This window comes from Halomonas sp. R57-5 (genome assembly GCF_900070345.1).
In the GTDB taxonomy this organism is placed as follows: Bacteria; Pseudomonadota; Gammaproteobacteria; order Pseudomonadales; family Halomonadaceae; genus Vreelandella; species Vreelandella ventosae_B.
The window spans coordinates 911,081-923,722 of record NZ_LN813019.1 but is presented as its reverse complement, the minus strand read 5'-3'; the positions used below and the strand labels follow the sequence as shown (position 1 = coordinate 923,722).

Annotated in this window: 11 protein-coding genes; 6 read left to right on the top strand and 5 right to left on the bottom strand. The window is 58.7% G+C overall.

Annotated features, from left to right (window positions below; translation table 11 throughout):
• Positions 1-50: 50 nt before the first annotated feature.
• The 3 genes from araG to HALO_RS04150 all read right to left on the bottom strand — a co-directional run bounded on the left by araG (position 51) and on the right by HALO_RS04150 (position 3,925).
• Positions 51-1,544, bottom strand: a complete 1,494-nt coding sequence (araG, locus tag HALO_RS04160) for an L-arabinose ABC transporter ATP-binding protein AraG (protein ID WP_050713095.1) — start codon at positions 1,542-1,544, stop codon at positions 51-53.
• A 71-nt stretch (positions 1,545-1,615) separates the two neighbouring features.
• Positions 1,616-2,611, bottom strand: coding sequence for an arabinose ABC transporter substrate-binding protein (locus tag HALO_RS04155; protein ID WP_035580605.1), 996 nt, complete (start codon positions 2,609-2,611; stop codon positions 1,616-1,618).
• A gap of 72 nt (positions 2,612-2,683) precedes the next feature.
• The gene (locus HALO_RS04150; protein ID WP_035580607.1) at positions 2,684-3,925 is read right to left on the bottom strand and encodes an aldose epimerase family protein; all 1,242 of its coding nucleotides are present in this window, start codon (positions 3,923-3,925) and stop codon (positions 2,684-2,686) included.
• Between the two features lie 145 nt (positions 3,926-4,070).
• Between HALO_RS04150 and HALO_RS04145 the strand changes: the two genes are divergently transcribed.
• The 6 genes from HALO_RS04145 (at position 4,071) to HALO_RS04120 (ending at position 10,886) form a co-directional block, all read left to right on the top strand.
• The gene (locus HALO_RS04145; RefSeq protein WP_035580609.1) at positions 4,071-5,012 is read left to right on the top strand and encodes a LysR substrate-binding domain-containing protein; all 942 of its coding nucleotides are present in this window, start codon (positions 4,071-4,073) and stop codon (positions 5,010-5,012) included.
• A 233-nt stretch (positions 5,013-5,245) separates the two neighbouring features.
• Positions 5,246-6,265 carry a TRAP transporter substrate-binding protein gene (locus tag HALO_RS04140; RefSeq protein ID WP_050713094.1) on the top strand — a complete coding sequence of 340 codons (1,020 nt, stop codon included), beginning with the start codon at positions 5,246-5,248 and terminating at the stop codon, positions 6,263-6,265.
• A gap of 88 nt (positions 6,266-6,353) precedes the next feature.
• A complete protein-coding gene (locus HALO_RS04135) occupies positions 6,354-6,959 on the top strand; it encodes a TRAP transporter small permease subunit (RefSeq protein WP_035580613.1) in 606 nt (201 codons plus the stop codon).
• Positions 6,959-8,260: a TRAP transporter large permease gene (locus tag HALO_RS04130; RefSeq protein WP_035580615.1), complete on the top strand. Its 1,302-nt coding sequence runs from the start codon at positions 6,959-6,961 to the stop codon at positions 8,258-8,260. The genes HALO_RS04135 and HALO_RS04130 overlap by 1 nt, the downstream gene beginning before the upstream one ends.
• Before the next feature lie 34 nt (positions 8,261-8,294).
• Entirely contained in the window at positions 8,295-9,281 is a 987-nt protein-coding gene (gene araD1 / locus HALO_RS04125) for an AraD1 family protein (RefSeq protein WP_050713093.1), read from the top strand.
• A 30-nt stretch (positions 9,282-9,311) separates the two neighbouring features.
• On the top strand, positions 9,312-10,886 hold the full coding sequence (locus HALO_RS04120; RefSeq protein WP_050713092.1) for an aldehyde dehydrogenase (NADP(+)): 1,575 nt from the start codon (positions 9,312-9,314) through the stop codon (positions 10,884-10,886).
• Positions 10,887-10,905: 19 nt separating this feature from the next.
• On the opposite strand, the gene HALO_RS04115 is transcribed toward HALO_RS04120, so the two are convergent.
• Positions 10,906-11,832, bottom strand: coding sequence for a Gfo/Idh/MocA family protein (locus tag HALO_RS04115; protein WP_035583506.1), 927 nt, complete (start codon positions 11,830-11,832; stop codon positions 10,906-10,908).
• Positions 11,833-11,867: 35 nt separating this feature from the next.
• Positions 11,868-12,638, bottom strand: coding sequence for a FadR/GntR family transcriptional regulator (locus HALO_RS04110; protein WP_035580622.1), 771 nt, complete (start codon positions 12,636-12,638; stop codon positions 11,868-11,870).
• Positions 12,639-12,642: the final 4 nt, after the last annotated feature.

Genomic DNA, 12,642 nt, shown 5'->3' with positions numbered 1-12,642 from the left:
TTTGTCCTGAGCTTCTTCTTTTAAGAGCCAATAGCGTGTAAAAAACTGACTTAGGCAGGTAGCGCCAGCCCCAGTAGACGTTCCGGCGTGGCCGACTCCCGCGGCAGCACCTCCACCAGCTCACCGTCGCGCATCACGGCGATGCGGTCACAGATGGAGCTGACTTCCGCCAGGTCGCTGGAGATCACCACCACGCTTTTGCCCTGTTCGGCCAGGTCGTAGAGCAGCGAGTAAATATCTCGCCGTGCGCCTACGTCGATCCCTCGGGTCGGCTCGTCCATCACGAACAGGTCAATCTCTTCGGCGAGCCAGCGGGCCAGAATCACCTTTTGCTGGTTACCCCCTGAGAGTTTGCCTATGGGCGTTCGTGGGCCGGGTGTTTTAACGCTGAGTTGCTGGATATAGGCTTCGGCATTGCGCCGTTCGCGACCGGGGTGGCGGAAAACGCCCCAACGTTTAAAAAAGCGCCGACAGCTGATATTGAGATTGTCGGCCACGCTGGCCACCGGAAAAATCCCCTGAGACTTACGATCCTCCGGGCACATGGCAATCCCGGCGCGGATCGCCTCGCCGGGGCTTTTAAAGCGTCGTGACTCACCGTTAAAGGTTACGCTGCCGGCTTTAGGGGACTCGACCCCACACACTAGTCGCAGCAGCTCGCTACGCCCGGCGCCCACCAAACCAAACAGTCCGAACACCTCACCGCGCTTAACGGAGAAACTTACCGGGGCTTTTAAACCACGCCCCTGAATTCCCTCCACGTTCAAGACCACGTCACCCTGTTCACGCGCCCGGTAGCCGTAAACATCGTCGATGTCTCGACCGACCATTTCGCTCACCAGCAGGTCGTGATTGAGCGCCGACATATCCTCGTGGGTACGGATGTGCTTGCCATCGCGGAAGATGGTGACCGCATCACACATCTCGAACMCCTCTTCCATGCGGTGAGTCACGTAGAGCACCACCCGGCCTTCATCGCGCAGCCGTTGGACGATACGCTTAAGCTGGCGAATTTCCTGAATCGAGAGGCTGCTGGTGGGTTCGTCAAAAGCGATCACCTTGGCGTCGCGCAGCAGTGCGCGGCCAATCTCAATCATCTGCTGCTGGCCGATGGAGAGCTCGCGCACCTTGGTCGAGGGGTGAATCTCCCCCTCGCCAAGATCAGCCAGAATCGCCAGGGCTTTTTGTTTTAACTCGCGGCGGTTAACAAACCCCTGCCGTGTGGGCAGTTGGCCCAGCAGCAGATTCTCGGCCACCGACATATTGGGCGAGAGCGTCAACTCCTGGTAGATAATCGCGATGCCTTCCCGCAGCGCCTCCCGGGCGTTGCTGAATACGTGGCGCTGGCCATCGATCCATAGCGCGCCTTCGGCTGCCCGGTTAACGCCACTGAGCACCTTGAGCAGGGTGGATTTACCCGCGCCGTTCTCACCCATTAGCGCATGCACTTGACCGGCGTGGGCGGCAAAGCTCACCCCATCCAGCGCGCGCACCCCGGGGAACACCACGCTAATCCCGTCGAACCGTAAATAAGCATCAGACATGCATGAATACTCCACAGATGGCCTGTAACAGCGAGCCCGTTACAGGCCTCTTTCATTGCCAACCAAGCGCTTTATAGACCGAGCGCTGCGCGCACTTCTTCCCAGTTGTCGCGCGTCATTAACGTGCCGGAGGTTTCAGTGTTGGCCTGGGGCTCTTGATCCTCGCTAATCCAGCGGTAGAGGTCTTCGGCGGTCTGGCGGCCGTGCATGGTGGAACTGACCGCTACCGTGCCGTGAAAGCCAGTGGGGTTATCCCGGGAAAACTCGGCAAAGGCGGCGCCGGAGCCATTGATACCCACGCCGATCACATCTTCCGGCGCTAAGCCATATTGCTCGGTCGCCCTAACACCGCCGAGCACGCTCTCTTCGTTAAGGGCATAGATCACCCAGTGCTCATAATCGCCACGCTGGGAAAGCACTGGCGATGCGGCTGAGAAAGCCCCGCTGGTGTCGGTACTCTGCTGGGGCGCATCAAAAATATTGTCTTCCGGGAAGCCTGCAGCTAACAGCGCCTCGGTAGCGCCATCGGTACGCTCAACGGCGGTAGGTAGTTCGTTATTGGTAATGCGCAGCGCAGCAACCTCATCGGGGTTCCAGCCCCGCGCTTCCATTTCGGCGTTAATGGCTTCGCCCACCTGACGCCCAATTTTGGTGCCCGACATTCCCAGATGCGGCACGCCCTCCATGGGCTCACCGCTGGAGGTCACAAACTGATCATCGACGGTGATCACTTTCATGTCGTACTGCTCGGCGCGGTTCATGATGGCTGCCCCCAGCCGTACATCCGGCGGACAGATTACAAACCCTTGAGCGCCTTGTGAGTAAAGGTTATCAATCGCGCTGAGTACTTCCTGACCATCCTCACCGCCAAGGCGCACCACTTCGAAGCCAAGCTCTTCGCCTGCTGCGGTGGCCGCTTCCTGTTCATTGATAAACCAGGCCTGCTCCGGTTTTTTAACGATGAAGCCGATTTTTACCTCGTCCTCCTGGGCATGGACGGATCCCAGTGAAGCCATCATGATGGCGCTGCCAAGGGCTAAACGAGTGAATGTCTTAGTCAATTTCATTGTTGTGCTCCTGCGATTTTTAGCGTTGTTTTTATTGAGATTTCGATCTTTTTATTCGCATCCCATGGTGGATTATGAATCAAAATTCTGTTGCGCCGAAAAGCGGTATACCGTACGCGAGCGGTAAGTATCGCCTGGCTCTAGGATCGTGCTGGGAAACGCCTCCTGATTAGGAGAATCGGGGTAGTGCTGGGTTTCCAACGCAAAGCCAGAACGGTGTCCGTAAGCCTGCCCCTGCTTACCGGTCAGGTCGCCGTTAAGAAAGTTGCCGGAATAGAACTGGATCGCGGGTTCGGTGGTGGTGATTTCCACCATGCGTCCGCTCTGCGGCTCCCACGCCTTGGCAGCCAGCACCAGTTCATCCGCTGCCGCGTTATCGCGGGCAAGCACAAAGTTGTGGTCATAACCGCCGCCGAAGGCGAGCTGCTCATTGTCTTGCTCAATGCGTTCGCCGATGGGAATCGCCTGGGTAAAGTCGAACGGCGTGCCGTCTACCGAGCGAATCTCGCCAGTGGGAATCAGGCTGTCGTTAACCGGGGTAAATTCAGGGGCGTTGATCATCAACTGATGATCAAGAATGGTGTCGCTGCCTTCACCTTTTAAGTTGAAGTAGCTGTGCTGGGTGAGGTTAATCGGGGTGGCTTTGTCGGTCACCGCTCGATAATCCACCATCAGTTCGTCATTATCGGTCAGCGTATAGGTGACTTCAGTCTCCAGCCTGCCAGGGTAGCCCTCTTCGCCATCTTCGCTGGTATAGCGCAACACCAATCCAGTGCCCGCTTCGTTTTCAAAGGGTTCGGCTTGCCACAGCACTTTGTCGAAGCCCTGATCGCCGCCATGCAGATGATTGCTGCCATCGTTGGTAGCCAACGAGTAACTTTCCCCATCAAGGGGGAATTGGCCACCTGCGATACGATTACCATAACGGCCGATGATGGCACCGAAATAGGGATTTGCCTGACGGTACTCATCGGAAAGGTACGCTTCCAGGGAGTCGAAACCCAGCGCTATATCGTCAAATTTGCCGTTCATATCGGGGGTCTTCAGCGACAGGATGATGCCGCCGTAGTTGGTCACCCGCAGTTCGATACCGTTGGCGTTGGTAAATTGGTAAACATCGACCTGACGACCATCGGGCAAGTGGCCAAACACCGATTTCTCAACGCCGTTTTCGGCGCCATTTCCCGCTGTCGCCTGAGTCTCGCTTTGTGCTTGAGCTGCACTAATCATTAGCAGGGCGATACCGGCGCTTAGCAGCAGCGTTGATCCCGCGCTATGTTTCTGAGCGCCTACCTGAGTATTTATGAGTGGCATGCTTTTCCTCCTGGTGGAGATCGTTGTTGTTATTGGAACGCCTATTCAGTCACTACAGTAGCCACGTCTTTCATAACCAACCAATATACAAACACCTTATTATCGATATACTTCTAAGTATCAATAACAACTCAGGGCTTATTCTATGGGCGTTCTCGGCGAGAACTGGTTTTTAGACGTGCGACTAAAGTTGCGCCATTTTCAGCTATTTTTAGCCCTGGATGAGCAGCGCAACCTGCATCGCGCTGCGACCCAGCTCAATATGAGCCAGCCCGCCGCCTCAAAACTACTCAGCGACCTGGAAGCCAACCTGGGTATTCGCCTGTTTGATCGCCACCCCCGAGGGCTAACGCCTAACTGGTACGGCGAGATTATGATTCGTCACGCCCACAGCATGCTTTCAGCGCTACGTCATACCGGTGAGGAGTTGAACGCCCTCGGCGAAGGCAATGCGGGCACGGTAGCGGTCGGTACGGTAATGGCCCCGGCGGTCACGTTGCTTACCAGCGCGATTGAGCGGGTGCACCGCGACCGACCGGGGCTAAAGATCAGCGTGGATGTGGATGTCAGCAAGGTGTTGGTACCGCGCCTGCTCGAAGGTGAGCTGGATTTCGCGATTACCCGTATTCCCGCAGGCGTCGATGCCGAGCGCTTCGTATTTGAGGAAATTGGTGAGGAGGAGCTCTGCTTCGTATGCCGCCAAGGTCATCCGCTAGCCGGTAAACAACCGCTCAGTCTGGCGGATATGGCGGGCTTCCCCTGGTCGCTACAGCCCACCGGCGCGTTGATGCGCCAGCGGGTGGATAGCCTGTTTCTGCACCATCAGGTTGCACCACCGCATCAGATCGTCGATACCGCCGATCTGCTGCTATCGCTGGCGCTGGTGGATAAATCCGACACCATCACGGTGACCACCCGGGAAGCCGCCGACCTGCTCTGCCCACCGCAACGCTTTCACCTGCTGCCCTTCAGCGAGACGCTAAGTGTTCAGCCCTATGGGCTGGTGAGCTTGCGTCATCAACGGCTCTCACCCGGTGCCGCCGCGCTAATGAGCACCCTGCGCGAGATTATTGCCCAGTCCAGTTAGTGCGACTGGCGCGGTACATCAGCCCCCTACAACCGACCAGAAAGTCAAAGTCGCAGCCTTCGTCCGCTTGGGCAAGACACTAAAACTCCTCGCCAATCTAGTCGACCATACAAAAGTATATGTTGAACAATTGTTTTTAATGTTCAACATTACCCTCCCGCATGGGTCATTGCCCGTTGCACTTCAGCGTTAACCACACGCTTTCAAAAACAAGAATCTTGAGGAATAGTGCCATGCTCAAATCCAAATACAGCTTGCTACTCACTGGCTCAGCCCTGCTGCTAGGGCTTTCGACGGCTCAAGCGGCCGAGTACGAATGGAAATTTCAGGCGTCAGAAACCTCGGGCGAGCCCAGTTTCAAGATCAAGCAGGAGTGGGCCGAGAGAATCACGGCGATGACCGATGGTCGCGTCGAGATTGAAGTAATGCCGATTAACTCCGTGGTTGGACCGACCGAAACGTTGACCGCCGTGAGCTCCGGGATTCTGCAGGGTCATATGACCGACCCTAGCTACTTCTCCGGCCAAGATCCCGCTTTCGGGATGCTCGGCAACCTCGTCGGCGCTTGGCAGAACCCCTACGACTTCCTGGAATATATGAAGTACGGCGGCGGTGAAGAGCTCTACAACGAACTGGKCGAGCCCTACGGCGCGCACTTAATCAGCGCAGCGACCTTTCCGCTGGAGTCGGTGCCTTCCACGGTGCCCATCGAATCCATCGCCGATTTTGAAGGGCTAAAGATTCGCGCCCCCCAAGGCATGGTGTACAACATCTTCGAGCGCATTGGTGCCACGCCGGTTAACCTGCCGGGCTCTGAGGTGTATACCGGTCTGGAAAAAGGCGTGATCGACGCTGCTGACTCCACGGTGCTCTCGAATAACGACGCCATGGGCCTACACGCCTTCGCTCCTTACCCGCTCTACCCAGGATTTCACTCCATGCCCATGATCGCCGTATCGATCAATAAGGACATCTGGGATGGCCTGCCCGAAGAGCTACAGACGACGCTAAATACCGCCTTCGACGGCATGGCCTACGACCTGATTGCCCGCCTCAAAGAGCAGGATATCGAGACCCTGCAGCGGCTTCAGGAAGACCCTGACGTTCATCCCTTCGACCTGCCAGCAGAGGAGCGCCGTAAGTTCCGCGCCGCGGCTGAGCAGGAGTGGCAAGAGTGGGCGGGTGAAAATGAGATGACCCAGAAGATCTATGACTCGGCGACCGCCTTTTTGCGCTCGCGCAATCTGCTCTAACTCCTTGTTCTCTGCTCTCAACTCGGCTTCATTAACCTAACCAACGCAGCGCTCGGGAGCCCCCGAGCGATGCGCGTAGAGTCGCGCCATGTCTCAAAAAACACCTGACAATCAATACCGCTCGCCGCCCACCCATGATCTTCCCGAGATCTTAGAAACGGTTGAGGAAGTAGCCCCTGAACGCAATGCCTTAGACCGCTTGATTGCACGGGGCGGTCGTGCCGTTTCCTGGCTGGTGCTGGTGGCAATGGGTATCAGCGTCGTCGAGGTCTTTATGCGCTACGGTTTCAACAACCCCACCTCCTGGGTACACGAAACCGTGGTGTTCCTGATCGCGGTTATCTTTGTGCTGGGCGGCCCAGCGGCCATGGCGCGCAATAGCCATATCCGCGTCAAGGTGCTCTACGACAGCGCCGGGCCAAAGTTAAAGTGCTGGATGGATCGTTTCAATGACCTGCTCACTCTGATTTTCTGCCTGACAATGAGCTATGCCGCCTTTCATATGTTCTGGGGAGCGTCGCATAACCCGCTCGGCGAGTGGTCACTGGAGCGCTCCGGCACCTCCTGGAATCCGCCCTTTCCCGCCATGGTCAAGGGCATGATTCTGTTCGCCCTGGTGTTGATGACCCTGCAAGCCTCGCTGCATTTATGGCAATCGCTTAAGGCGAAGCCCCGCACCGAGGAGGAGCGCTGATGGATATTTCAACCGCAACGATCCTCATGGTAGGGGCAATTTTCGCGCTGCTGGTTACCGGTCTGCCGCTGGCGTTTATCACAGGTTTGGTGGCCATGGCGTTCACCTTCGGCTGGTTCGGTGAGGCGGCACTGCCGCTGGTCACCAGCCGCGTCTATGGGTTTATCACCGAGTATTCGCTGGTGGCGGTACCCATGTTTGTGTTGATGGCATCGCTGCTGGACCGCTCTGGCATTGCCAAGGATTTGTTCAATGCCATGCGCGTTTTCGCTGGCCGCCTGCCCGGTGGCGTGGCGGTGCAGACCATCGTGGTGGCGTTCTTCCTGGCCGCCCTTTCGGGCATTATCGGCGGGGAGATCGTGCTATTGGGGATTCTGGCGCTGCCGCAAATGCTGCGCCTGGGCTATGACAAGCGCCTCTCCATTGGCGTGGTATGCGCCGGGGGCGCCCTGGGCACCATGATGCCGCCGTCCATCGTGCTGATTATCTACGGGCTGATCGCCAGCGTATCGATTGCCGATCTGTTCGCCGCGGCCGTTACCCCAGCCATCATCCTGATGGGCTCCTATATCGCCTATGTGCTGGTACGCTGCCTGAAAAACCCTGCGCTGGGCCCGCCGTTGGATAAAGACACCCAGGACAACCCTTTCGCCAATAAGCTGGACGCGGTCAAAGCGATTCTGCTACCAGGGCTGATTGCCTTTCTCGTGCTGGGCACTATCTACGGCGGTATTGCCTCGGTCACAGAGGCGGCGGCCATGGGCGTATTCGGCGTTCTACTCGCGACCATTGTGCGCGGCGAGTTCACCCCCGGCATGCTGCACCATAGCCTGGGGCAAACCATGAACACCTGCGGCATGATCATCTGGATCGGCATCGGTGCCGCCGCCCTGGTAGGCGTCTACAACCTGATGGGGGGCAACCGCTTTGTGTCGAGCTTGATTCTCGGGCTCGACGTCGCGCCGATTGTGATTATCCTGGTAATGATGGCCATCATGCTGGTACTCGGGCTATTTCTCGACTGGATCGGGATCGCCATGCTGGCCCTGCCGATCTTTCTGCCCATCGTTATTCAGCTGGGTTTCGACCCCATCTGGTTCGGCATTCTGTTCGCCGTGAATATGCAGGTATCGTTCCTGTCGCCGCCCTTCGGGCCCGCTGCTTTCTACCTTAAAAGCGTGGCACCGCCGGATATCAGCCTGAAGGATATCTACCTGTCCGTACTCCCCTTTATGGCCATTCAGCTATGCGTACTCGCGGCGCTATTGATGTGGCCGCAACTGGCCATTTGGCCGCTCTGATAACGACTAAACTGGGCTTCATAAGGAGATCACCATGCGCCTGATTCAATGTGACCACGACGGCCAGGTTCGCGCCGCCCTGGTCGAGAGCGAAGAGCAGGTCAGACTGCTCGACTGCGACACCTACACCCTGGCCAACCGGGCCATTAGCGCCGGTAAGCCACTTAGCGAGATGGTGACGGATGCACTGACCGATACCCGCCTTGATTATCAAGCGCTGGTCGACGCTAAGCGCTTGCTACCGCCGCTAACGCATAGCGACCCGGCCCACTGCCTGGTGACCGGCACCGGCCTTMCCCACCTGGGCAGTGCCGATACCCGCTCGGCAATGCACGCCAAAGCCCAGGCCGCGGAGGAGGATATGACCGACTCCATGCGCATGTTCAAGCTGGGCGTGGAGGGCGGCAAACCCGGCGCCGGCCAGCTAGGTGCCCAGCCGGAGTGGTTCTACAAGGGCGATGGCCAGTGCGTGGTAGCGCCGGAAGCAGCGATTCCCTCCCCCGCCTTCGCCGAGGATGCGGGCGAGGAGCCGGAGCTGGCGGGCCTATATGTGATTGGCACCGATGGCCAACCCTGGCGAGTCGGCTATGCTTTGGGTAACGAGTTCTCTGACCACGTCACCGAGCGCTTCAACTACCTGTGGCTGGCCCACTCCAAACTGCGCGCCTGCAGCTTTGGGCCCGAGTTGTTGATCGGCGAACTACCCGCAAATCTTGAAGGCATCAGTCGTATTCAACGCAGTGGCGAAACAGTGTGGGAGAAACCCTTTTTGACCGGCGAGGCCAATATGGCCCATAGCCTGGCTAACCTGGAGTACCACCACTTTAAATACCCGGGCTTCCGCCGACCCGGCGACGTCCATGTGCACTTTTTCGGCACCGCAACACTCAGCTTCGCCGACGGCATTAAGGTCCGCGAAGGCGATCGCTTTGAGATCAAAATCAATCAGTTTGGCCGCGCCCTGCGCAACCCGCTAAGGGTGGAAGCAGACGCACCGGCCATAAGCGTAAAGTCGCTTTAACGTACTCTAACCACCCCAGCAGGAGGAAGTATGACTCTGGAAGGTAAACTACTGATCGGTCAGCAGGCCATCAGCGGCCAACAGGCTGACATTCAAGCCGTCAATCCCGCCACAGGCGAGACCTTAGCTCCCGCCTACCCTGGCGGCAGCAAGGCCGAGGTCCAGCAAGCGTGTGAACTTTCCGAAGCGGCCTACGCCACTTACCGCGAAACCTCGCTTGAAGACCGGGCGGTGTTCCTCGAAACCATCGCTAGCGAGATCGAGGCGATCGGCGAAGAGCTGACCGAGCGGGGCGTCGCCGAAACTGGCCTCCCCGAAGCGCGCCTGCAGGGCGAGCGCGGCCGTACCTGTGGTCAGCTTCGCTTGTTCGCCAACGTGGTTAGGGCTGGCGAGTGGCTCGATGTGCGCATCGATCCCGCCCTACCGGATCGTGAACCGATGCCGCGTGTCGACTTGCGCCAGCGGCATATTGCCCTGGGCCCGGTGGCCGTGTTTGGTGCCAGCAACTTCCCACTCGCGTTCAGCGTGGCCGGTGGCGACACCGCCTCGGCGCTGGCCGCAGGCTGCCCGGTGGTGGTCAAGGGCCACTCCGCCCATCCCGGCACCTCTGAGCTGGTGGGTCGCGCCATTCAGCGCGCCGTTGCCAAGTGCAACCTGCCCGAAGGCGTCTTTTCGCTGCTGTTTGGTTCCGGCAAAGAGATTGGCCAGGCGCTGGTCGCCGACCCGCGCATCCAGGCGGTCGGCTTTACCGGTTCACGCGGCGGCGGCACGGCGCTAATGGCCACTGCTCAGGCGCGGCCACAGCCGATCCCGGTGTATGCCGAGATGAGCTCTATCAACCCGGKGTTTCTGCTGCCGGAAGCGCTCAAGGCGCGTGGTAAGCAGATCGCTGAAGGCTTCGTAGGCTCGCTTAACATGGGTGCCGGACAGTTTTGCACCAATCCTGGCTTGGTCATCGGGCTGAAGGGCGCCGAGTTGGATGCCTTTGTTGAAGCGGCCGGTGAGGGGGTCAAGGGCAGCACTGCTCAGACCATGCTCACCCCAGGCATTCACGACGCCTACCAACAGGGCGTTGATCGGCTGGCCAGCCATGCCAAGGTCACCGAGGTCGCGCGCGGCCAAGCAGGTGAGTCGGCTAACCCTTGCCAAGCAGGGCTGTTCGTCGCAAGCGCGGCCGACTTCCTGGCCGATGAGGCCCTGCAAGCTGAAGTGTTCGGCGCCAGCTCGCTGGTCATCGAATGCGCCGATGTCGACGAGATGCAGCGGGTCGCGGCCCAGGCCGAAGGCCAGCTAACCATTACCCTGCAGATGGACGACGGTGACTTGGCGACTGCCAAACGACTGCTGCCCACCCTGGAGCGCAAGGCGGGTCGGATTCTGGCCAACGGCTGGCCAACCGGGGTGGAAGTGTGCCACGCCATGGTACACGGCGGCCCTTATCCGGCGACGTCGGATTCCCGCACGACCTCGGTGGGCAGCGCGGCGATTTTCCGCTTCCTGCGCCCGGTCTGCTACCAGGCGCTGCCGGAAGGGTTACTGCCCGAGGCCATTCGTGACGGCAACCCTTGTGGGGTATCCCGCCTGGTCGATGGCAAGCGTGAATAAACGAGCGTCACTCAAGACGTTACTCAACGAAGGCGTCGGTGGTTTCACGATGACCGTATAGAAACGCATCGGCGACTTGACGCAGCGGGGCAACATCAACCTCGCTGCGTTTGTTTGCGATCAGTTCGGCAAAGCGCGCATATAAACCTTGATACTCGCGCTCCTCCTCTTCAATGACCAGTTCATCGTCGATGACCAATCGACAGCCGCCCTTAGTGAGACTCAAGCGGCTGCCATCGCTTTCGATATGCATATCCCAGGTCGGCGGGCCGCTTTGTAGGAAGTCGAAATCGGCCTCGATCGACGCGCCTTGTGGATCAGTAAAGGTGAGCTTCGCCGCAATCGGAGTTTGCGCATTGCTCGGCACCAGCAGTCGCGCCTGTTGTAGAAAAAACGGCTGGGGCAAGATGGCGGTCGCAATCGACAGCGCATTAATACCGGGATCAAACACGCCCATGCCACCCGGCTGCCAGATCCACGCTTGGCCTGGGTGCCACACCCGCACGTCCTCTTTCCACTCGATCTCTACCCGCTGCACCTGCCGTTCGGCTAACCACTGCTGGGCCTGGGCAACGCCGGGGGCAAACCGCGAGTGCCAGGCGGCAAATAGGCTAACGCCCTGCTGGGCCGCGGTGGCAATCAAGTCCTCTACTTCGCTAAGCGTCGCCCCCGGCGGCTTTTCAAGCAACACGTGTTTGCCGCGCATCAGTGCGGCCCGCGCCTGGGAGTAGCGCAGATGGGTCGGCGTGCAGATTGAGACAGCGGTAATTTCAGGGTGGGCGTCTAGCATCGCTTCCAGGTTTTGATAGCCGGGCAGATCCGGCAGCGAGGCGAAGGGATCCGCCGAGGCGACAAGATGGCAATTCGGGGTGGCGGCTATTGCCGGGAGGTGCTGGTCGCGGACGATTTTGCCCACGCCCACTAAGCCGAGGTTGAAGTCAGACATACGCTGGCCTTTGTTATTTACCATTGAAAATGGGGTCAGGAGTTGGTGTGGGGCAACTCAACGCTGCGCCCTAATGAGCTAACGCTGTGCTCAAGCCCTAGCGCTGCGGCGGTACCTGCCAACACCGCTTGGGACGCTAAAAACGCCTCCCGGGGGCGGCGCAGCCGGATGCTCTCCATCAGTTGACGGTGACGCTCCAGGCTCTCTTCAGGATCTGGGGCGTTCTCGTTGGACATGGAAATCAGCATGTAGATGGAGGGTCGCAGGATATGTGATAGCTGCGCCCAGACAATATTGTGGGTCGCCTTGAAGATCGCCTCGTGAAAAGCGACATCACACTCACTGTGCAGCCGCCGCTCCTCTTCGCAGGTGGCGTTGCGTAAATTCTGCCCTAGCCCTTCAAAGGCTTCTTCGATGGCGACTAAATCACGCGCCTTGGCCCGCTTGGCGGCGGTCATCGCCACATAGGGCTCAACGTCCAGACGGAAGGCAAGAATCTCGCGCTGAATATCCGGGTTGGGGGCAGCGTAGCGGGTCAGCCAGTCAGTCACCTGGGCATCAAGAATATGCCATTCTGAGTATTCGCGCACCTTGGAACCATGACCAGAAATCCGCTCAATAATCCCGGCATCGACCAGTTGGCGAAGATCGCTACGCACCGCTGAGCGATTGATCGCAAAGCGTTCGCATAGATCCATTTCTCGGGGTACTAAGTCACCGGGGTGATAGCGCCCACCAAAGATCTCCTCGGCGAGATGTTCGGCAATACTGGGGCGAGCTACTGGCTTACTAGGAGATGACGTCACTGCG